20 protein-coding genes are annotated in these 22282 nt (G+C 54.5%); 13 read left to right on the top strand and 7 right to left on the bottom strand.

What is annotated here, in order from left to right:
- Window positions 1-138: 138 nt before the first annotated feature.
- The gene (locus R0137_RS05725) at window positions 139-777 is read left to right on the top strand and encodes an inorganic pyrophosphatase (protein ID WP_405273739.1); all 639 of its coding nucleotides are present in this window, start codon (window positions 139-141) and stop codon (window positions 775-777) included.
- Window positions 778-804: 27 nt separating this feature from the next.
- On the opposite strand, the gene R0137_RS05720 is transcribed toward R0137_RS05725, so the two are convergent.
- Window positions 805-1536 (bottom strand): M15 family metallopeptidase, encoded by a 732-nt coding sequence (locus R0137_RS05720; RefSeq protein WP_407329240.1) that lies wholly within the window; start codon window positions 1534-1536, stop codon window positions 805-807.
- Window positions 1537-1636: 100 nt separating this feature from the next.
- Here R0137_RS05720 and R0137_RS05715 point away from each other — a divergent pair, with 100 nt between their 5' ends.
- The 12 genes from R0137_RS05715 (at window position 1637) to acs (ending at window position 14426) form a co-directional block, all read left to right on the top strand.
- Window positions 1637-1954 carry a Rieske (2Fe-2S) protein gene (locus tag R0137_RS05715; protein WP_407329238.1) on the top strand — a complete coding sequence of 106 codons (318 nt, stop codon included), beginning with the start codon at window positions 1637-1639 and terminating at the stop codon, window positions 1952-1954.
- Window positions 1955-2094: 140 nt separating this feature from the next.
- A complete protein-coding gene (gene dksA, locus R0137_RS05710) occupies window positions 2095-2649 on the top strand; it encodes an RNA polymerase-binding protein DksA (RefSeq protein WP_407329236.1) in 555 nt (184 codons plus the stop codon).
- Window positions 2650-2671: 22 nt separating this feature from the next.
- Window positions 2672-3532 carry a tRNA glutamyl-Q(34) synthetase GluQRS gene (gluQRS, locus tag R0137_RS05705; RefSeq protein WP_407329234.1) on the top strand — a complete coding sequence of 287 codons (861 nt, stop codon included), beginning with the start codon at window positions 2672-2674 and terminating at the stop codon, window positions 3530-3532.
- Window positions 3533-3615: 83 nt separating this feature from the next.
- Window positions 3616-4743, top strand: a complete 1128-nt coding sequence (locus tag R0137_RS05700; RefSeq protein ID WP_407329233.1) for a sensor histidine kinase — start codon at window positions 3616-3618, stop codon at window positions 4741-4743.
- Between the two features lie 75 nt (window positions 4744-4818).
- Complete coding sequence (locus R0137_RS05695; protein WP_407329231.1) at window positions 4819-6267, top strand: sigma-54-dependent transcriptional regulator; 1449 nt, start codon at window positions 4819-4821, stop codon at window positions 6265-6267.
- Between the two features lie 579 nt (window positions 6268-6846).
- Window positions 6847-8130: a polynucleotide adenylyltransferase PcnB gene (gene pcnB, locus R0137_RS05690; protein ID WP_407329230.1), complete on the top strand. Its 1284-nt coding sequence runs from the start codon at window positions 6847-6849 to the stop codon at window positions 8128-8130.
- Window positions 8127-8648, top strand: coding sequence for a 2-amino-4-hydroxy-6-hydroxymethyldihydropteridine diphosphokinase (folK, locus tag R0137_RS05685; protein WP_407329228.1), 522 nt, complete (start codon window positions 8127-8129; stop codon window positions 8646-8648). The genes pcnB and folK overlap by 4 nt, the downstream gene beginning before the upstream one ends.
- Entirely contained in the window at window positions 8645-9310 is a 666-nt protein-coding gene (locus R0137_RS05680; protein WP_407329226.1) for a deoxynucleoside kinase, read from the top strand. The genes folK and R0137_RS05680 overlap by 4 nt, the downstream gene beginning before the upstream one ends.
- A 93-nt stretch (window positions 9311-9403) precedes the next feature.
- Window positions 9404-10195, top strand: a complete 792-nt coding sequence (gene panB / locus R0137_RS05675; RefSeq protein WP_407329225.1) for a 3-methyl-2-oxobutanoate hydroxymethyltransferase — start codon at window positions 9404-9406, stop codon at window positions 10193-10195.
- 155 nt (window positions 10196-10350) lie between these two features.
- Window positions 10351-11163 (top strand): amidohydrolase family protein, encoded by an 813-nt coding sequence (locus R0137_RS05670; protein ID WP_407329224.1) that lies wholly within the window; start codon window positions 10351-10353, stop codon window positions 11161-11163.
- Window positions 11164-11499: 336 nt separating this feature from the next.
- Window positions 11500-12384: a pantoate--beta-alanine ligase gene (panC, locus tag R0137_RS05665; protein WP_407329222.1), complete on the top strand. Its 885-nt coding sequence runs from the start codon at window positions 11500-11502 to the stop codon at window positions 12382-12384.
- Window positions 12385-12491: 107 nt separating this feature from the next.
- On the top strand, window positions 12492-14426 hold the full coding sequence (gene acs / locus R0137_RS05660; protein ID WP_407329221.1) for an acetate--CoA ligase: 1935 nt from the start codon (window positions 12492-12494) through the stop codon (window positions 14424-14426).
- A 40-nt stretch (window positions 14427-14466) separates the two neighbouring features.
- Here the strand turns inward: acs and R0137_RS05655 are convergent, their stop codons facing one another.
- The 6 genes from R0137_RS05655 to infB all read right to left on the bottom strand — a co-directional run bounded on the left by R0137_RS05655 (window position 14467) and on the right by infB (window position 22234).
- Window positions 14467-15459, bottom strand: a complete 993-nt coding sequence (locus R0137_RS05655) for a glycosyltransferase (RefSeq protein WP_407329219.1) — start codon at window positions 15457-15459, stop codon at window positions 14467-14469.
- 108 nt (window positions 15460-15567) lie between these two features.
- Window positions 15568-17685 (bottom strand): polyribonucleotide nucleotidyltransferase, encoded by a 2118-nt coding sequence (gene pnp, locus R0137_RS05650; RefSeq protein WP_407329217.1) that lies wholly within the window; start codon window positions 17683-17685, stop codon window positions 15568-15570.
- 58 nt (window positions 17686-17743) lie between these two features.
- Entirely contained in the window at window positions 17744-18013 is a 270-nt protein-coding gene (gene rpsO, locus R0137_RS05645; RefSeq protein WP_008294031.1) for a 30S ribosomal protein S15, read from the bottom strand.
- 166 nt (window positions 18014-18179) lie between these two features.
- The gene (gene truB / locus R0137_RS05640) at window positions 18180-19109 is read right to left on the bottom strand and encodes a tRNA pseudouridine(55) synthase TruB (RefSeq protein WP_407329215.1); all 930 of its coding nucleotides are present in this window, start codon (window positions 19107-19109) and stop codon (window positions 18180-18182) included.
- Window positions 19110-19111: 2 nt separating this feature from the next.
- The gene (gene rbfA, locus R0137_RS05635; RefSeq protein WP_407329213.1) at window positions 19112-19570 is read right to left on the bottom strand and encodes a 30S ribosome-binding factor RbfA; all 459 of its coding nucleotides are present in this window, start codon (window positions 19568-19570) and stop codon (window positions 19112-19114) included.
- Between the two features lie 27 nt (window positions 19571-19597).
- Entirely contained in the window at window positions 19598-22234 is a 2637-nt protein-coding gene (gene infB / locus R0137_RS05630) for a translation initiation factor IF-2 (RefSeq protein WP_407329212.1), read from the bottom strand.
- Window positions 22235-22282: the final 48 nt, after the last annotated feature.

Genomic DNA, 22282 nt, shown 5'->3' with positions numbered 1-22282 from the left:
AAACGTAAAGCAATATCGCCTCGCAGATTTCCACGGGTAGCGGTTACAATCGCGCCCGATTTTTAAGTTGGATGTTTTGACCAGATTCACCACGGCACCGACGCATCCACGCGCGCCGTGAAACATTGAGGAGACACTATGTATCGCAACGAAAAATTTAATCGCTGGCGCCGGCACCCCTGGCACGGCCTCCATACACAAATGGATGGTGCCGACGATGGCGTAGTACAGGTTTACATCGAGATGCTACCTACCGATGTGGTTAAGTACGAACTGGACAAGGCATCAGGCTTCTTGATGGTCGACCGACCCCAGCGCACAACCTCCAGCCCCCCTGCGTTGTATGGCTTCATTCCTCGCACCTATTGCGCAGAAGAAGTGGCCAAGCGCTGCCCGGGCGTCGAGGTTGCTGATGGCGACCCCCTGGATATTTGCGTGTACTCAGAGCGTCACATCAATCGTTCTGACATCGTACTCAACGCGCGCGTTGTCGGTGGCATACAAATGATCGACGACGGAGAAGCCGACGATAAAATCATTGCGATTCTTGACGGTGACAACATCTGGGGCGACGTGCAGGATATTTCTGACCTCCCGCAGATCAAGATCGAACGACTCCAGCACTATTTCTCTACCTATAAGCTAGTACCGGGTAAGGAAATCGATATTAAAGTTGATCATGTCTATGGCCGCGAAGAAGCGCTGAAAGTTATAGCCGCTTCCGAAACAGACTACTGGAATCACTTTAAGGACCTTCACGAGCAGGCAAAAGACTAAGCCTCTCGCTCTATCTGCTGCCGGCAACTAGGCCGGTGGCAGGTAGTTCAGCGCATTGTCCGGTGGCTCGGCCACTCGCATTACAAAACGTTCAAACAGTGACTCCAGCTGCGAGTCCAATACTTCTCGTGCAGCAAGATTCTCAAGCCCAGACTCCAGCCAAGCTAGTCTAAGTACCTCTGCACTACTCGCCTGCTCGTAGGGCATTGCGAGGGGCGCGTAACTCAAATGCCAGCGCTCTGCAGCCACGCCACCACGGTCCTCATCATAGGGACGATAAAAGCCAAAGCTCTCCCCCGCAGCAATGCGTTGATCCAACCATTCATGCAGCGGTCCAAAAGGGCCTGACGCAGCTACCTCCGCAAGGCTCAGTTGCACGCGGTAGTCATCGCCTACCGCCGCTGCGTCAAAAACATCAAGATCGGTTCCCCAATGGTGACGGCTGGCTCCCGGCATCGCCGAAAACCGCAGCACACAGCGAATACACTCCTCTTCGCTCAATGTCGCCAGATCAACTACCTGATCATCATCATCAAGAACAGGACGCCCCCCTGCTAACTTAGTGTTCCAGATAGCCAGCTGTCGTTCATAGGAACGATAAGCACTGGCAACCTCCAACCGGAAACCCGCTTCAACAGCCGCATCGGTTAGACACTGCAGAGCAGCCCAAACGGGTGCCTGAAGCCTATGCCCACCGCGCTCTTGCAATGCACTCTCATGCAGGCCGAGGAGCTGGCGCTGAAAAACCGAAAGACTCAAAAGCACTCCAGAGCTAAGAACTTGCTTTCATTGATAAACCAATGGCTTACTGCTCCGCGCAACGTTGATCAGAAGCCTATACAACTCAAAGGACTCCTAGGTGGACTCACCCAACGCACCCAGTTTATCCATAGCGGATAACAGCAGCCAGAGTGTAACGCTCGAGGGGCGATCCCTGATACTGGTCAATCGACGGGGCGAGCTCTTCCTATTCGAAAACAACTGCCCGCATGCCAACGAGAGCATGGACCCCCTGGGCGGAAGCCTCAGTGACGATAGCGGTGATCTCATCCGTTGTCAGCGCCACGGCGCAGAATTTCTTGCACATACGGGAGAGTGCGTTGCCGGACCGTGCATGGGCGAAACGCTAACGCCTGTGGCATTTACCTTGGCCGGCGGACAAATCTACCTCGACTAGCCCTAAGGCCATTAACCATTCGTCAAGAGCGATTTTCGCTGGCGTGTAGCACGCAATTCTGGTAGCTTCTCCGCGCTTCGAAATGCGCCCCGCCAGAATTTCTCGCTGGGCAGCCAGAGTAAGATAGTTGGAACACCACTATGCCGACAAAAGCAGCACCTAAAGCAACACCAAAGAAGAAAGCAGCCGCGCCAAAGAAAAAGGTCGCAAGCAAAGCCAAGGCCGCGCCTGCCAAAAAGACTGCAACTCGCTCCAGCGCACGCAAAAAGTCTAGTAGCGGCGTCGAGTTTCGTAACTTTGAGCCGTACAAGCCCAAGCGCGGCGAAGAGTACATGAACGAGCCTCAGCGTGAGCACTTCAAGCTCATCTTGATGCGCTGGAAAACGGAACTCATGGAAGAAGTTGATCGCACCGTGACTCATATGAAGGACGAGGCGGCAAACTTTCCAGACCCCGCGGATCGCGCCACGCAAGAAGAGGAATTCAGCCTCGAACTGCGAACACGCGATCGCGAGCGCAAGCTGATCAAGAAAATCGATTCGACTATCGAGCGCATCGAGCAGGATGACTACGGCTTCTGCGATGCCTGCGGTGTAGAGATCGGTATTAAGCGATTAGAAGCTCGCCCCACGGCGTCGCTTTGCATCGATTGCAAAACCCTCGACGAAATCAAAGAAAGGCAGGAGTTGGGCTAAGCCCGCTCCCTAGCCCCGGTTGATGGCTACGCAGCCTGAATACCGGGGCCGCTTTGCACCCTCGCCCACGGGCCCGCTTCATGTGGGCTCGCTGCTTACCGCTGTCGCTAGCTATCTGGACGCTCGCTCCGCCTCTGGCACTTGGCTGCTGCGTATCGAAGACATAGACCCTCCGCGAGAGGTACCGGGCGCTGCCGACAGTATCCTCCGATCGCTAGAAGCCCATGGCCTCTATTGGGACGAAACCGAACTCTATCAATCCACACGTCTAGAAGCCTATGCAGAAGCGCTTGACGAATTAACCGAATGCGGCGACGTCTTTCGCTGCTGCTGCACCAGAGCCACCTTAGGACCCGGCGGCAGCTGCCTGAAACGCTGCTCGCCCACGCTTGAAGATGTGACAGCACTCCGCGTTTGCCTCTTAGGCAACGCGGGCTTTGACGACAGAATTCTTGGTCCACAGCAGCCCAAGCATGGCGCAAACGATCTGGTGTTGCGGCGTAAAGATAATCTTTATGCCTACGCTCTTGCAGTGGTGGTCGATGACGCGTGGCAAAGCATCACGGACGTAGTACGAGGCGAAGACCTTCTTTTCCAAACCTTCGCGCAACTCGAATTACTCGCGCAGCTAAAGGCTGAGCAACCGAGCTATGCCCATGTGCCGGTTGTCTGCGACGCATCTGGCATCAAACTCAGTAAACAGGCAGGCGCTACTGCGATCGACGATAAAGCGGCTTTGAAAAATCTCCGCAAAGTGTTGGAGCTGCTTTGCCAGGACAGCGCACAATTGCATGCGGGATCCACTCGAGAACTGCTCGAACTGGCAACATCGCTATGGAACCCTCAGGCCCTTCAGGCACGAAGAGCACTGGTTTACCCTTAGCTCATGAGTCCGTAGCATGCTGACCCTCCGTCACTCAAAGCAAAGCGCCGAAAAAAATACTGCTATTGTCCTCCGCTGAACTCATGAATCTTATCTATTCTGCTGTACCCGCCCTCGCACTACTTATCGTGCTCGTACTTCTATACCGGCAACGGCGGGAGTACCAGCAGACCTTTGAGGAGCTGCCTACAGGGCTTTGTGTTGTGGGCGGAGACAATCGGGTTCTTCGCTGGAATCGGCAAATGTCGAGCCTCAGCGGTGTATCGGCGGAAGAAGCGATCACAGAGAACATCACAAATTTACCCAGCCCCTGGCCGTTAGCACTGAGCGAAGCCTTAGAGGATCCCCACGGCACAGTTATCAAGCAGTCGCTGGGATACGATGAAAATGGCGGCGAGCGGTGGGTTATTGTGCACAGCAGCCCGTTGCAGCTTCCCGGTCGCCGACGCCAAATTTTGGTGGAGGACATCACCGATTACCAGCGACTACAGGATGAGCTACTCCACAACGAACGCCTTGCATCTATTGGCCGCCTTGCCGCCGGCGTCGCCCACGAAATCGGCAACCCCGTCACCGGAATCGCATGCATCGCCCAGAACCTTGCGGATAACGCCGACGCAACCGAGCTGGATGTGGGCACGCAGGAAATCCTCAAACAGACCGAACGTATCTCACGCACCGTGAACTCGCTCATGCAGCTATCCCATCCCGGTAGCGGCGCGCAGGAGGCTGACTCGGTAGCCTGCAACCTAGCGGACTGTATCGATGAGGCCGCGCACTTACTGAATCTGGACATGGATGTACCGCGAGGAGAATTTACCAACAACACCGATCGCGAGTTGCTTGTGCGCGGCGATAATCAGCTACTCCTTCAAGTGTTTTTGAATTTATTGGACAACGCTCGAAGTGCAGCAGCAGAAGAAGGACCGGTTACCATCGATGCTCATCAGGATGGAGACACCACGACCATCTGTATAGATAACCCGGGGCCAGCGATTTCACCGGAGGTCATCTCGCAGGTATTCGAACCTTTCTACACCACCAAAGATGTGGGCGAAGGCACGGGACTGGGCCTCGCACTGGTGAGGCGAATGCTCGAAGATATGGGTGGCAGCGTGAGCCTTGTGAGTCCAGCGCCAAGCTCTCCAGGACGGGGAGTTCGCGCGCGCGTCGTGCTGTTTTCCGCGGAGTACGCCCAGAGTTTTGAGTAAGGGCAGCCTGCGACTCAAGACAGATCTGCTGAGAATGCTAGAATGACTACCGGCTAAAGGAAGGATTCCCCACCCATGCACAAGATACTGATCGTCGAAGACGAGTCAGTCATCCGCGCGGCACTTCGCCGACTGCTGGAGAGACACGGCTACACCCTGGATGAAGCAGGATCCGTAGCAGAAGCCCAAAGCGGCTTCACCCTAGCTGACTACGACTTAATCATCAGCGATCTGCGCCTTCCCGGCTCACCGGGCACCGACCTCATCGCTTTGGCGGGAACGACCCCCGTGTTGATCATGACAAGCTACGCCAGCCTGCGCTCCGCAGTGGACTCCATGCGTATGGGTGCTGTGGACTACATAGCCAAACCTTTTGATCACGCGGACATGCTCCAGTCGGTGCAACGCGTCATCGACAAACACGCCCAGCGAAAATCCCCCAAAGGGAAGAAAGTACTTAAGCCTGAGAAGTCCTCAGCTGTCCCCGCATTGAACTCCCATGACAACTCCGTCGCCATGATCATTGGTGAGTGTGAGGCCATGCAATCCCTCGCCGAGCATGTGGAGAAGTTTGCACCCACGGACTCAACAGTCCTGGTACTCGGGGAAACAGGAACCGGTAAAGAGCTTGTCGCACGCGAAATTCACGCCCAGAGCAAGAGATCAGAGCAAACACTAATCTCTGTGAACTGCGCGGCCATTCCAGAGACACTGATTGAGTCGGAACTTTTTGGTTACGAGAAAGGCGCGTTTACGGGCGCCAATACGAACCGCATGGGACTCATAGAGGCCGCTGACGGTGGCACTCTTTTTCTCGACGAAATTGGCGAGCTCCCCATGGAAGCGCAAGCGCGACTACTGCGATTTATTCAGGAAGGAGAAATTCGACGCATTGGCTCAGTGCAGTCACGAAAAGTGAATGTGCGCCTTATTTGCGCCACACATCGAGACCTGCAGACACTGGCTGCCGAAGGTAGCTTTCGACAAGACCTCTTTTATCGAATAAATGTACTTCGCCTGAAACTACCACCACTGAGAGAGCGCGGTAAAGACATACTGTTTCTTGCCGAGCGACTTCTCGAGAAACAAGCGACGCGGGCCAGCCGTAGCGCCATGACATTGTCTCCAAGAGCAATACAAGCTATCACCACTTACCAGTGGCCGGGCAACGTACGGGAGATGGAGCATGCCATTGAACGCGCCGTAATCCTGACCGACGGCACCGAGATTGACAACGATGCCCTAGGCATCGACCTCGAGCTGGTGAACATTAACCGGCTCCGTGGCGACCGTGTCACTCCCGGGACCAGTAAACGACAACCGCGTAACAGCGACCCCGTGGAAGACCTCTCACTGGAGGACTACTTCCAGCGCTTTGTAATTGAGCATCAAGACTCAATGAGCGAGACCGAACTTGCACAAAAGCTGGGCATCAGTCGTAAGTGCCTTTGGGAGCGCCGCCAGCGATTCGAGATCCCTCGAAAGAAGTCTAGTAGCGGACGTCCGCGAAAAGTCGCGAGTTAACCGTTACCCTCCCCAACTGATACCCACAGTAACAGTAGACATACGTAACAAACTGACTAAAACTTTAGCCGCACAAAGTATCCGAAAATTATAAGTTATTGATTATAAAAAACTATTTTAGTCTGGCACAAAGCCTGCTTTTATAGCCGCGCACAACAATAAAAATAATGCGCACCGCAATAATAATAATTGGTTTAGTGAACCTGGAAGGGGGAAGTTTTTACTTCCCCCTCGTTCATTCCGGCTCCTGCAAATCTGCCCCCGACAAACCGGTTCTTGATAAACCGTTTCTTGATAAACCAAGCCTGCAAACTAGCCTCTAATCAGTCTGACTACCAAAACGGCGAAGCGTTCCTCGCGCGCCGCAAAAAGTAGATTCCGGGGTGATTCCTCCGACGGCTCAAACCCCGATTTCACGACTACCCTGTGCTACCATGCGAGCTTCCCGAAAATGGCCACGAGAGCTCGATGGCGAGCCACTATCCGTACTCCCGCTACCGAGTGGACCCGCTACACCGTTTCAATGGATCACGACCCGCGGCCACGCGAAGTGGTCGTAAGAAGAGAAGATATTAGCGTTTGAACGTCATACCCAGAGATCAACACTGCGTCTCGCGCAAGGACATCAGTCCGGGCGCCTTGAAAGTCATGGCGAGACTACGGGACCGTGAGCATCAAGCCTATTTAGTAGGCGGGGCGGTTCGCGATCTGTTGCTCGGTGGGCATCCCAAAGATTTCGATATAGCCACGGACGCTACACCTGAAGAAGTCCACGCCCTTTTCGGCAACTCTCGCATCATTGGCCGCCGCTTTAGGATCGTACACGTTCGCTTTGGCCGTGAAGTGATCGAAGTTACGACCTTTCGCGGACACCATGATGACGGCGACACAGCGACCACCGCTGCCAAACGCTCCTCCCGAGGTCTTTTGTTACGCGATAACGTTTTTGGCACGCTGGAAGAAGACGCCGTACGCCGTGACCTGACGGTGAACGCCCTGTATTACGACAGCGGAAGCTTCGAGGTATTTGACCAAGTGGGCGGCCTGGATGACCTTGAGGCTAGGCAAGTGCGCGTCATCGGAGACCCCGCCAAGCGATACCGCGAAGACCCCGTGCGCATGCTTCGCTGCCTTCGTTTCGCAGCAAAGCTCGATTTTCGTGTCGAGAAAGCCAGCGGCGCGCCTATTTCCGAGCTTGCCGGGCTATTAGACGATATACCGGCGGCTCGACTGTTCGATGAGTTCGGCAAGCTATTTCTCGCGGGCAACGCTCAGGCCACCCTGCGCTTGCTCAGAGAATACCGATGCTTTGATCATCTGTTCCCTGACAGTGCACGCCTCGCCGATAGTGATCCTTTTTACGACCAGTTGCTTGACGCCGCCATGGGCAACACAGATCAACGCATTCGTCAGGGCAAGCCCGTCACACCCGCATTTATTTTAGCCGCTGTGCTGTGGCCTACCGTTTGCGAGCGTCGCAAACAGCTGGAGTCACAGGGCGAGAAACCTGTGCCGGCCATGCATAGCGCGGGACAGGAGATCGTTGCTCAAGCCTGCCAGCGAATTGCAATACCCCGCAGATTTAGCATGCCCATGCGCGAAATCTGGGAAATGCAGCTTCGTCTGCCCCGCACGGAAGGTAAACGCGCCTTAGAACTGATGAGCAAGCGGCGCTTTCGAGCCGCTTACGACTTCCTGCTGCTGCGAGAGCAGGCGGGCGAAGACTGCAAGGGCCTTGGAGAAACATGGACACGGCTTCAAGAAGAACACGGCCCTATCGAGATCGTCGACTCCCCCGAAGATCACCGCCCACCGCGTCGTCGGCGTCGAGGCGGACGTAGACGCTCGGCACCTCCCGCGTGACACGGTGCTTTGTCGGTCTGGGCGCTAACCTCGGAGACAGCCATCAGGCGCTGATCGAGGCCGCGTACGGCCTGGAGCACCTGGCAGACAATCAGCAAATTGAACGTTCAGCGATATACCGTTCAGCGCCCATGGGCCCCCAAGATCAGCCAGATTATCTCAACGCAGTGATCGCAATGACGACGACCTTGGAGCCTCTAAAGCTGCTCGATGCCCTACAGTCGCTCGAGTCAAACGCCGGGAGAGTGCGTGACCTCCACTGGGGGCCAAGAACACTGGACCTTGATCTGCTGATCTATGGCGATGTAGCTCTCGACTCTCAGCGTCTCACGCTTCCTCATTCGGGCGTCTTCGAGCGAAACTTTGTACTCCGCCCCCTTGCCGACATCGTAGGTGAAGGGTGGACGTTCGAAGACGGCTCAACGCTCGCACAGCGACTAAGCGACTGCCCCGATAACGAGCTTCAAAGAACCGAGCTAGGCTGGTCTTTGGCACGACCCGAGGCGATAAGTGCATGAGCGAGCTTGAACTCCGGGGCCGCAAACCCCCAGCTTATATCGCGGTGGAAGGGCCCATTGGCGTAGGTAAGACCACCCTCACTCGACGTCTGGCCGAAACCTTCAACCATGAAATCCTCCTTGAGGACGCCGAGCAAAACCCCTTTTTGGAGCGTTTCTATCGGAATCGCAACGAAGCCGCCCTCGCGACTCAGCTGTTCTTTTTGTTCCAACGCGCACAAAAAATGCAGGAACTCCGACAATCAGAGCTCTTTTCGCCCGTTCGCGTCGCTGACTTTCTTATAGAAAAAGACCCCCTCTTCGCGCGTATCAATTTGGATAGCGATGAGTTTGAGCTCTATGAAAAGGTCTATCAGAAGCTGACCATAGACGCTCCGAGGCCGGATCTGGTTATTTATCTGCAGGCACCTACGGACGTACTCCTTTCACGCATCGAACGCCGTGGACTCGGACATGAAAAAGGCATCGATGGCCACTATTTAGAGCAGCTAAACGAAGTGTACAGCGAATTTTTTCTGTACTACGATGGCGCGCCTCTGCTCATCGTCAATGCCAGCATGATCGATTTGGCAGAGGGAGATAGCGATTATTTGCAGCTAGTAGACTATCTATTAGATATCCGTAGCGGCAGGCACTATTTCAACCCTACTTTTTTTGGGTAGCCGCAGGCGCTTTTTGGGTAGCCGCAGGCGCTTTGTGTAGCGGCGGATACATATGGACAGCAAGCTTCCTCTTTTGGAGCGTATTTGTAGTTTATGACTAAAGTAACTATCAGCACTCTCGACAAGATGAAGGCCGCAGGCGATAAATTCGTGTGCATTACGGCCTATGACGCTACTTTCGCTCGTCTTGTCAGTGAAGCTGGCGCAGAAACCATCCTCGTGGGCGACTCCCTCGGTATGGTTCTCCAAGGACACGACAGTACTATCCCAGTCACTATCCAGGATATGGAGTACCACACGCGCTCCGTTAACCGAGCGGCACCCCACTCACTGGTCATTGCCGACATGCCCTTTATGACCTACAGCAACACCACCGAGGCCATGACAAACGCCACACGCCTCATGCAAGCCGGGGCGCAAATGGTGAAGATGGAAGGCGGTGTGTGGCTCAGCGACACCATTAGCGCTTTGGTGGAGAGAGGAACACCCGTCTGCGCGCACCTAGGCCTTACGCCTCAATCGGTAAACGCTTTTGGCGGTTACCGGGTACAAGGCCGTACGCCAAAAGAAGCGAAGTCCATCCTTGCGGACGCCGTGGAAATTCAAGACGCCGGAGCAAGCTTGCTGGTGCTCGAATGCGTTCCAGCGGAGCTCGCAGCCGATATCTCGGCCAAGCTCGATATCCCCGTTATAGGCATTGGCGCTGGCGCCGGCACCGATGCTCAGGTACTGGTAATGCACGATTTACTGGGACTCTCTGATCACCAACCCCGCTTCGTCGAAAACTTCATGCTTGGGGCCGATAGCGTCCAAACTGCATTGAAGGCATTTGTCACATCCGTGAAAGACGGTAGCTATCCCCGTGACGAGCACAGCTACAAGTAGTAGACCTTTCATCTGTATGACCTCTTTGCTGTAATCGCTTAGATGCGCGAGCTGTTGTTTCTTTTAGCCATAGAAGTAAAAAAAGCCTTAGTTTGGCCTGATTTAGATTAAGGGCAGCGCCACATAAAGCCCCTCACAGTCGGAGGAAAATCACTATGGGCATGATCATAGATGCATGGGCACAGCACCCGACTTTGAGACATGCGCAAGATCCAATTTTTGCTTCGCTTCATAGATGGAATAAAACAGAGCCTCCAAAAGAGGAAATCCCCGTTTCGTTCACAATCGCGGCAATGGACGCAGCGAACATCGATAAGAGTTTGATTTCAGCATGGCAGGCTCCTGGTCGGGACATGATTACCAACGATGAAGTGGCCAGCTTCGTGACCAAATACCCTGATAGATTGATCGGCGTTGGCTCGGTAGATATCTCTAAGCCTATGCAGGCTGTTCGAGAAATAAAGCGCTGCGTTCAAGAGTTTCGCTTCAAAGCAATCCGCGTACTGCCATGGCTATCTGATGCTCCACCAACAGACAGGAGGTTCTACCCCGTTTACGTTGCGTGCTGCGAGATGGGAGTGCCTTTCTGTACGCAGATCGGGCACACAGGGCCCCTAATGTCATCGGAGGTTGGCCGTCCTATCTACTTGGACCAAGTTGCATTGGACTTCCCCGAGCTTGTGATTGTCGGCGGACATATTGGGTACCCCTGGACGCAGGAAGCCATCGCCGTGGCAACGAAACACGAAAATGTGTTCATTGATACATCGGCATACACCGCAAACAGATACCCCGACGAACTAATCGCATATATGAAAAGCCATGGTGCTAAAAAGGTATTATTCGGAACGAATTATCCTATGATTTACCCTCAAAAGGCGTTGGAACATTTAGATCGCCTCGCCTTGAGCGACGAAACCAAAGAACGCTTTCTAAGCGGCAACGCGAGGCGTGTTTTCGCAATCTAAGCTGTTGATGTCGATCAAGGAGACGTGCACGACATATCGTAACTGCACACACCTGCTACACAGCCACCGACTTTAACTTTGCGAGAAGCGACTTGTGAATTTTTAGCCGCAACAACACCGCTCTCAAAGATAACCAAAAGTTACAAAAAGCGCTTCCTTTAGTAACAAACGACCCTTAGAAGTGTGCGCTTGAACGCTTGCCCGACCCTCTTTAAAACTGCATACTCGTCCGCCCTGAGCGGGAATAACCGCCATAATCTGGGGAAGGAAGCTTTAACTCTGCTCACAAAGAGAGGCGGCTGATAAACCCACCCTGACCGCAAGCGGGGTAGCAGTATGCTGGTGATAAACAGCAAGGCAGGATTGCAGCACGCCCTGCAACGTCATCGCCTTGCCCAGGAGAATATTGCCTTTGTACCAACCATGGGCAATCTCCACCAAGGGCATCTGGAGCTGGTTCGCCGAGCGAAACAGCTGGGTCAGATCGTGGTGGTCAGCATCTTCGTTAATCCCATGCAGTTTGGCGCCAACGAAGACCTAGACGCCTACCCGAGAACGCTGAGTGCAGATCGGGAGAAACTCTTCTCCGAGGGTGTTAATTATCTGTTTGTGCCTGCCGAGGATGACATTTATCCCGACGGTCTTAGTGCACAAACCGTAGTCCGGGTACCGGATCTCTCCGAGACTCTTTGCGGAAGCAACCGCCCTGGACACTTTGATGGCGTATCTACCGTCGTAAGCAAACTGTTCAATATGGTGCAGCCACAAGTTGCGCTGTTCGGTGAGAAAGACTTTCAGCAGCTGTCTATCATTCGCAAGATGGTTGATGACCTCAGTATGCCCATAGACATTATCGGCGTACCTACCGTTCGCGCCGATGACGGTCTAGCTCTGAGCTCGCGGAACCACTACCTGACTGTGCCGCAACGAAGTATTGCTCCGCTACTACATAAGACACTGCTCGACTGCAGGGATGCCATAGCCTGTGGTTTTGATAACTTTCTGCAAATTGAATCTCACGCGCGCATGCAGCTTCTTCAAGCAGGCTTTGCCCCGGATTATTTTGCTATCCGCGACGCTCGCACGCTCCAAGCGGTAGGAGATAACACCGAAGAGATAGCGATCCTAGCGGCCGCTCGCCTCGGGGGCACTCGTCTAATCGACAATGTACGACTCACGCTTAACCCAGCCTCAGACTGGGGGATGCTGGCAACACCCTAAGCAAAGCGCTCAGTCACACCAGGCAACTTAGACTAACGTAGGCTTGTCTCTGCGCTCCGTCCCTCTAGAATCAAGTCTTCCAATAACGATTACTTGAGGGACCCAAGATGTCTCACCACTTCCCTACCCATCCCATCCCCGATGGCTTTGCTGACGCACATATCAAACCTGCGGACTACGAAGCCATGTATGAGCGCTCGATTACCGATCGCGACGGCTTTTTTGCCGACATGGCGACAGAGTTTTTGACTTGGGATAAACCTTGGGATGCCGTTTGTTCCTTTGACTTCGTGAAAGGCGAAGCCAGCTGGTTCGCCGGGGGCAAACTCAATGTGAGCGTCAATTGCATTGATCGACACCTGCCCGAACGGGCTGAGCAAACCGCGATCATCTGGGAAGGGGATGATCCCAAAGACAGCCGCGCCATCAGCTATACCGAACTCAAGGATGAAGTATGCCGACTTGCTAATGCGCTTCGCGCCAGGGGCGTCGGCAAAGGAGATCGCGTGTGCCTTTACATGCCCATGGTTCCTGAAGCAGCAATAGCCATGCTCGCCTGCACCCGAATTGGTGCCGTACATACCATCGTCTTTGGAGGTTTTTCCCCCGAGGCACTCAAGGATAGAATTCAGTCAGCAGAATGCACCGCTGTTATCACCAGCGACGAGGGCTTGCGCGGCGGTAAAGCCGTTCCTCTCAAAGCCAACGTTGATAAGAGTCTGACTGATTGTCCGTCCGTAACTACCTGCATTGTCGTGCGCCGCACCGATGCCGAAGTGAACATGCTAGACGGTCGTGACGTTTACTATGACGAAATCACGGCAACCCAAAGCACCGACTGCGAGCCGGAGTCCATGGATTCGGAAGATCCGCTCTTTATTCTCTATACCTCCGGCTCAACGGGTAAACCCAAAGGTGTTTTACACACCACGGCGGGTTATTTGCTGCAGGCCAGCATGAGCTTCAAATACGTATTCGATTATCGCGAGGGAGAGGTGTACTGGTGCACAGCAGACGTTGGCTGGGTCACCGGACACTCCTACATCGTTTATGGTCCCCTTGCAGTGGGCGCTACTACTCTGATGTTTGAAGGCGTCCCAACATACCCCGACGCGGGGCGATGCTGGGACGTGGTCGACAAGCACCAGGTATCAACTTTCTATACGGCACCAACAGCGATTAGAGCCCTACAAGGTAAGGGAGACAGCTTTGTTACGCGCTCTTCGCGAAGCAGCCTACGTATCCTTGGCACGGTAGGCGAACCAATAAACCCCGAAGCCTGGGAATGGTATTTCCATACCGTTGGCGAAGGTCGATGCCCCATTGTGGACACCTGGTGGCAAACGGAAACCGGCGCGCACATGATCACCCCGCTGCCGGGCGCAACGAACATGAAACCGGGCGCCGCCTCTATGCCTTTCTTCGGTGTGGAGCCGGTCTTACTCGCTGAGGATGGGAGCGAGATAGAAGGCGCCGGCGCCGGCTATCTGGCCATTAAGTCATCTTGGCCAAGCCAAATACGCTCTGTGTACGGCGACCATCAACGGATGGTCGACACCTACTTCTCAAACTATCCGGGCTACTATTTCACGGGTGACGGAGCGACACGTGATGAGGATGGCTATTACTGGATAACCGGTCGTGTCGATGATGTTCTAAACGTCTCGGGACACCGTATGGGAACTGCGGAAGTCGAGAGCGCCGTAGTGCTCCACGACAGCATCGCCGAGGCCGCGGTTGTGGGCTTTCCCCACGATATCAAAGGTCAGGGCATCTATTGCTACGTCACGCCCATGGAGGGTGTGGAGCCTAACGATGCACTAAAAGCCGAGCTCGTTCAGTTATGTGTGGAGGAAATTGGCCCCATTGCCAAACCTGACGTCATTCAGTGGGCGCCCGGTCTACCCAAAACCCGTTCCGGCAAGATCATGCGGCGCCTCTTGCGCAAAATTGCGGAGAACGAGCTGGATAGCCTTGGGGACACATCGACCCTCGCAGACCCTGGTGTGGTCGACGAGCTAATCAGTAACCGCAACGCCTAAACGAGCTGAGCCACGTCGGCTTCATCTACCTGAAGCCGACTCAGGCACTAAGAAATTCTATGTTCCGGCGTATAGTTTCATCGGTCTGAGGGCCCATGCCCCCAAGAGAAAGGCACTCTTCTAACAATTGGGCACCACGAGGTTTGTCCCCGCTGCGAACAGCGAGGTTGGCAAGATTCAGGCACAACGAGGCTGTTCTATGGCCATCATCGTAGAGGCGGCGATAGAGGTCTTGAGCTTCACCGTAGTTTCCTCCGCGGTAGGCCGCTTCTGCCGCACCTTCAAGGCTGCGCAAAGATTCATAGCCTAGCTCTGCAGCGCGACGAAAATAGCTGGCGGCCTTCGCGTAATCCTTTGACGCATTCAAAGCAGTAGATCCGGCGATTCCGTAGATACGACCATCATCACGCTCCTCCAACAATCGATCCATAAGGACGAGGTAGCCACTGGCTCGCTCAAGACGCGAACGAGCAGGGTTTGCATCAACATAGTGATGAATAGGCAGGTCTAACGTGCCTCTGGCCGGTCCAGAGATGGTTCCATCCACAATTTCGTGAATGCTCCCCTCATAACCTATAAATTCGTTACGACGGAAGAGGCGAAGAATAGGATTCTCAGTGTAGCCGGTCCAAGGGCCCGACCATTCATCTGGCTCAGTTACCGCGATCCAGTTTAACTGCAGCTCCTCGTCGCTATAGTTCCGCTGAATCAAGTAATACCCGTCAAACTCAGAAGTCGACATTGCCTCTCTGAGCTTCGGATAGTCCTCAGCGGCGATGCGCTCATCTGCGTCGAGGACCAAAATCCAGTCCCCCGTTGCCGCGGCGAGCCCGATGTTTCTCGCTGCAGAGAAATCGTCAATCCATTCAAAATCCAGAACTTTACCCGCGTACCGCTCAGCAATCTCCCGAGTGCCATCAGTGGAACCCGTATCCACTACCACGACTTCATCAACAAAGGGCGCTGCTGATGCAAGACACTCCTCAATAAAGAACGCTTCGTCTTTGACGATCATGCATAGAGAAAGACGCATAGATTTAAACCGGCCACCTAATCACTAAACTGGAACGCAACTATAAAACACGGGCCATAAAAAAGGGCGCCGAAGCGCCCTTTGATACAGCTGATTAAGCTAAATCGATTAGGCGTCGCCCGCTTCTTCTGCAGGCGCAGCATCGTCTTCAAGGAGCTCCTTGATGGACAGCTTGATACGACCACGCTGATCCACATCCAGAACCTTAACGCGCACTTCCTCACCTTCAGTCAGGTGGTCAGATACGTTTTCTACGCGCTCGTTTGCGATCTGAGAGATATGCAGCAGTCCGTCCTTACCGGGGAGGATGTTCACGAAAGCGCCGAAGTCGACGATACGCTCAACCTTACCGGTGTAGATAGCACCCACTTCAGCTTCCGCAGTGATCTCTTCGATCATCGCTACAGCCTTATCGCGTGAAGCCTGGTCCTGACCGAATACGCGTACCGTGCCGTCATCTTCGATATCAACTGTAGCGCCTGAGTTCTCGGTGATGGAACGAATCATCGCGCCACCCTTACCAATGATGTCGCGGATCTTGTCGGAATCAACCTTCAGAGTCACCATGCTCGGAGCATTCTCAGAAGTCACTTCCCGCGGTGCTGCAAGCACTGCATTCATCTGACCCAGAATGTGCAAGCGAGCTTGCATGGCCTGCTCCAAAGCAATCTCCATGATCTGCTCGGTGATGCCTTCGATCTTGATATCCATCTGCAGGGCAGTAACACCCTCAGCGGTACCAGCGACCTTAAAGTCCATGTCACCCAGATGATCTTCGTCGCCCAGAATGTCGGTGAGAACAGCAAACTGGTTGCCTTCCTTCACGAGACCCATGGCAATACCCGCAACGGGAGCCTTCAGAGGCACACCGGCGGTCATCATGGCGAGAGAGCCTACACATACCGACGCCATAGAGCTGGAGCCGTTGGACTCTGTAATCTCCGACACAACGCGGATCGTGTAGGGGAATTCCTCCAGGTTAGGAAGAACCGCCGCTAGACCGCGACGCGCCAAACGGCCGTGGCCGATTTCGCGGCGGCTGGTAAAACCAACACGACCAGCCTCACCTACAGAGTAGGGAGGGAAGTTGTAATGCAGCATGAAAGGATCACGACGCTCGCCTTCCAGCGCGTCAATGATCTGGGAGTCGCGGGTAGAACCGAGCGTTACAGCACCAATAGCCTGAGTTTCGCCACGAGTGAACAGTGCAGAACCGTGGGCTTTGGCCAATACGTCTACTTCGCAAGCGATTTGGCGTACAGTGCGTGTGTCGCGACCATCAATACGCGGCTCGCCGGCAATGATGCGGTTTCGTACCAGAGACTTCTCGACCTTCTTGAAGTATTCCTTGACCAAGTCAGCGCTAGGACCACCTTCCGTCGCAAGCTCAGCAACGCAAGCCTCGCGGATCTCTCCGACGCGTGCGTAACGCTCAGCCTTGTCCGTAATACGATAAGCCTCACCAAGATCGGCTTTTGCTTTCTCTTCAACCGCGTTGACAAGCCCTTCATCGATGGCAGGTGCCTGCCAGTCCCAACTAGGCTTGCCAGCTTCTGCAGCCAGCTCCTCAACCGCTTTTATAACGACCTGCATTTCCTGGTGTGCAAATAAAACCGCACCAAGCATCTGATCTTCGGTCAGCTGGTCGGCCTGAGACTCAACCATGAGTACGGCGTCCTGCGTCCCTGCAACGACCATCTCAAGCTTGCTCTCGGGCAGTTGGTCATAAGTTGGATTGAGGATGTAACCCTCAGCGTCGTTGAATCCGACACGCGCTGCACCAATAGGTCCATTGAAAGGACATCCAGAAATCGCGAGTGCTGCTGAAGTACCAATCATTGCAGGGATATCGGGATCGATGTGCTTGTCGGCAGACATCACAGTACAGATAACCTGTACTTCGTTCATGAATCCGTCCGCGAACAACGGACGGATGGGCCGGTCAATCAATCGAGATGTCAGTGTCTCTTTTTCGCTGGGGCGAGCTTCACGCTTAAAAAAACCACCGGGGATCTTGCCCACAGAATAAGCCTTCTCGGTGTAGTGCACGGCCAGAGGGAAGAAGTCACGACCTTCGCGAGCAGTCTTCTCGGCAACAACGGTTACCAACACACTAGTGTTTTCAACGGTAACAAGAACGGCGCCGGTCGCCTGACGGGCGATGCGGCCTGTTTCCAGCGTGACGGTTTGGCCGCCATACTGAAAGGTTTTAGTAACTGGGTTCACAATTTTTCTCCAATTCAAAATAAAACGACCGGAGCCCATGCCCCGGTCGCGTCAGCGGTTATCGGCGTAGACCGAGTCGCTTAATCAATTCAGCGTAGCGCGCTGAATCTTTTCGCTTGAGGTAATCCAGCAAATTTCTGCGCTGATTAACCATGCGGATGAGGCCCCGTCGAGAATGGTGATCCTGTTTGTGGGACTCAAAGTGATCGCGAAGCTGCTCGATGTTTGCTGTGAGCAGGGCTACCTGTACTTCCGGGGAGCCGGTATCACCTTCGCTTTGCTGATAGTCACGGACGATTTCCGCTTTGCGTTCTGCGTTTAAAGCCATTTCAATTTCCTTGTAATAATCTGCTCTGGCCCTCTTTGGCCGGGTTTCTCATTGAAGGAATACACCGGGACCCATTAAGGTAACCAACTAAGAAAAGAGCCTGCCCGTGCAGATTGACAGCCAGGTTCTCGTCAGCGCCTGCAGAAATCACCCTAGTTTTAGAGCGTTATCCACCGCTGACAACCAGTCGACGGGGCGCCACGCGCCCGTCGTCCAGAATTTCTCCAAGCCCCAGAAACTCACCGGTCTCTAAAGCGACGCGCACCATACCATCACAGGGCGCATTTGGCACTAGCACCGGCTGCCCCTGACGGAGGTAAAATCCACTGGATTCAGGGAGTTTCAATAGCGGCATATGCGCCACCGCGGTATCTGTAGGCCTTAAAAACGCGTCCATTTCTGCGATATCTTGATTCCCATGAAGTGCCTCAAGGGCCCCCATAGTTACGCACTCGGCAAGCTCAAAAGGGCCCGCCTTGGTTCGGCGTAGTGCTGAAACATGACCACCGACACCCAGTAGCGCACCTAAATCCATAGCGAGGGAGCGGACATAGGTACCCTTGCTACACAAAATACGCACATCAAGTTCTGCGCGGACACCGGGGCGAAATGCCAGAACTTCCAAAGACATCACGGTCACGGGCCGAGGCTCACGCTCTACTTGAATGCCGGCCCTGGCTAACTTGTAAAGCGGCTGACCATCGCGCTTGAGTGCGGAATACATCGGCGGAAGCTGGTGGATAGGGCCCCGAAAATTGTCCAGCGCTCGCTCAAGGCGCGCTAAATCCAGCGCTGACGCGTCAGACTCCTCGATGGTTTCTCCCTCGGAATCACCTGTCTCAGTACTTTGACCGAGACAAAAGGTACTGTCGTAACCCTTATCGGCATCGAGCAGGTATTGAGAAAACTTGGTCGCCTCGCCAAAACACAGCGGTAGCACACCGGTAGCAAGCGGATCGAGACTGCCCGTGTGTCCGGCTTTTTCTGCACTAAACAGCCACTTGGTGCGCTGCAAAGCCTGATTCGAGCTCATGCCCATCGGCTTATCGAGAAGAAGGATGCCGGAGATAGCTCTACCGCGGCGCCGTCGCGCCATGACTATTGCGCCTCGCCCTGATCGCCTGAGCCGTCATGCCCGTCAAAGCCGTCATGCTCATCGGATAACTCAGCGTCACGCTCAACATCCGCGTAACGACGATCATCTGCGGATCGTGCACGACTGATCAATGCTTCAAGGTCTCGCCCGCGCCCAACGCTGCTATCAAAGAAAAAACGCAGCTTAGGAACGCTTCGCATAGAAGCGTCCCTCGCGAGTGCTGAACGCAAAAAGCCTGCGGCTTTATTGAGAACGTCCGTGCAAGGCTTCGCTTCTTCGGCGGTGTCCGAACCCAACAGAGTGAAGTGTACTTTAGCGTGGGAGATATCCCTGCTTACATCGACAGCCGTAATACTCACCATACCCAAACGAGGATCACGCACTTCCCGTTGAATAATCAGCGCAAGCTCGCGACGCAGGTAATCACCTACTCGCTCTGTCCGACTAAACTCTTTGGCCATGGTGTTTTAAGTAGCGAAAGCAGCCCCTTAGAGGCTGCGTGCTATCTCTCGAACCTCGAAGACTTCGATCTGATCGCCTACCTTCACGTCGGTGTAGTTCTTAACGCCGATACCACACTCCACGCCGTTGCGTACCTCATTGGCGTCGTCTTTAAATCGACGCAGAGATTCCAGTTCGCCCTGATAGATAACGACATTGTCGCGAAGGACGCGAATAGGCTTAGAGCGGTAGACCGTGCCTTCGGTGACCATGCAACCCGCGATCTGTCCAAACTTCGGAGAACGGAATACATCCCGAACTTCGGCAATACCGACGATCTCTTCGCGCATTTCTGGCGGCAACATGCCCGACAAGGCCTGCTTCACATCATCAATCAAATCGTAAATAACATTGTAGTAACGAAGATCAACACCTTCAGCTTCCACCAAACGCCGCGCAGAAGAATCCGCTCGAACATTAAAGCCAAACACAACCGCCTCAGAGGTCATCGCCAGATTGATATCGGTTTCAGCGATACCACCCACGCCACCGGAAACGATGTTGACCTGAACTTCGTCGTTACCCAGCTCGAGGAGTGCTGTTTGCAGTGCTTCAAGAGAGCCGCGAACGTCAGCCTTGACCACAACATTGAGCGTCTTCTTCTCACCGGCCGTCATACTCTCAAACATGTTGTCGAGTTTGGCTGCCTGCTGGCGCTGGAGCTTACTATCGCGCATCTTCTCCTGACGGGAGTCAGCCAGTTCTCGCGCTCGCTTCTCGTTCTCAAGCACCGCAAACTGGTCTCCAGCATCCGGCGTTCCATCAAGACCCAAGATCTCCACAGGAATACTCGGCCCGGCTTCTTCAATGGGCTGACCGTTCTCGTCGAGCATGGCCCGAACACGACCGTAATGCAGTCCCGCCAGACAGATATCGCCTTGACGTAAAGTACCGCTTTGAATCAGCAGTGTTGTTACGGGACCGCGTCCCTTGTCCAAACGGGACTCGATGACAATACCCTGAGCGGGCACATCACGAGGAGCTTGCAGCTCAAGAAGCTCTGCCTGTAACAAAATCGCGTCCAGAAGAGCGTCAACGCCGTCACCGGTTAATGCCGACACAGGAATGAACTGATATTCGCCACCCCACTCTTCAGGAATAACTTCCTGAGCGGCGAGCTCGTTCTTCACGCGATCAGGGTCAGCACCCTCTTTGTCCATTTTATTCACAGCAACAATCAGAGGAACTTCCGCCGCTTTGGCATGCTGAACTGCCTCAATGGTCTGGGGCATCACACCGTCATCGGCTGCTACCACAAGAATCACGATATCCGTGCTCTTCGCACCGCGAGCACGCATTGCGGTAAACGCCGCGTGCCCCGGAGTATCCAGGAAGGAGATCATTCCATGATCTGTTTCTACGTGATAGGCGCCAATGTGCTGGGTAATACCGCCAGCCTCGCCCGAGGCCACCTTAGCTTTTCGAATGTAGTCCAGAAGGGAAGTCTTACCGTGATCAACGTGACCCATTACAGTCACCACTGGCGCTCTAGGCTCCATCTCACCCTCGTGCATGGAGAGCGCTTCGCTGAGATTATCCTCAAGCGCATCCGCACTAACCAATTTCACGGAGTGTCCTAACTCTTCAACAACGAGGGTCGCAGTATCCTGATCGATCATCTGATTGATGGTCGCCATGACACCCAGCTTCATCAATTCCTTGATCACTGCACCGGACTTCACAGACATCTGCTGTGCAAGACCACCGACAGAAATCATGTCCGCCAGCTCTACTTCGTAAACTTTCTTCGCTGTGGGCATCTCGAATCCATGCTTGCCATGCTCTTCGTGCGTGGACTTACCTTTACGGCGGCCACCGCGACGACGAGGAGCACCAGATTCTGCGGCCTCCAGATCAGAGAGCGACAAATTGTGGCCTCGATGCTTTCCGCGACCCAGCGGCTCGGAGCCCACCCGACCCCGGGACTTCTTCTTCCGGGGCTCTTCACGACCGGGGGCTGCAGGCGCATCATGAAGACGCTTGGGCTTGCGAGCGATATCACCGCTTGGGGCTGACCGTGGTGCAGCGGCAGCCTCCGCAGCCTTGCGTTCTTCCTCAGCCTTACGCGCTGCTATTGCAGCCGCGCGCGCCTCTGCTTCCTCGGCTTCCTGCTTCTTGCGGCGCGCTGCTGCACGTTGACGCAATACCTCAGGATCGAGATCTTTTTCATCTTCAGGCTCGGGCTCGGGCTCCGGCTCAGGCGCAACGGGCTCCGGCTCAGGCGCGGCGACTACTTCCGGCTCTGCCGCTTCCTCTATAACGGGCTCTTCCACGAGATCGTCCAGGGCCGCTGCAGGCGTATCAGCTGCATCTTCCTCAAGGACATCTCGCTTCACGTAGGTGCGCTTCTTACGCACTTCCACGTTAACGGTCTTCTTGCCCTGGGAACCGCCGGCACCGCGCAAGGTGCTAATAGTCTTGCGCTTTAAGGTGATGCGCTTGGGCGCAGCCGTGGACTCACCATGGCTTGCCTTAAGGAACGCCAGCAGCGTCTGCTTGTCCTCATCAGACACGGCTTGTTCTGCCGCACTATGAGGCAAGCCCGCATCTTTCATTTGCGCCAGCAAGCGCTCTACCGGTGCGCCGACTGTTTCTGCCAGTTGTTCTACTGTTACCTGCGCCATCGCGCTGTCTCCCTTGTGACCCGTTTACCCTGCGTTACTACTACCAGA

The organism is Congregibacter brevis, assembly GCF_045689245.1.
GTDB lineage: Bacteria > Pseudomonadota > Gammaproteobacteria > Pseudomonadales > Halieaceae > Congregibacter > Congregibacter brevis.
The sequence above is the reverse complement of the archived record's forward strand: the minus strand, read 5'-3'. Positions and strand labels throughout refer to the sequence as shown.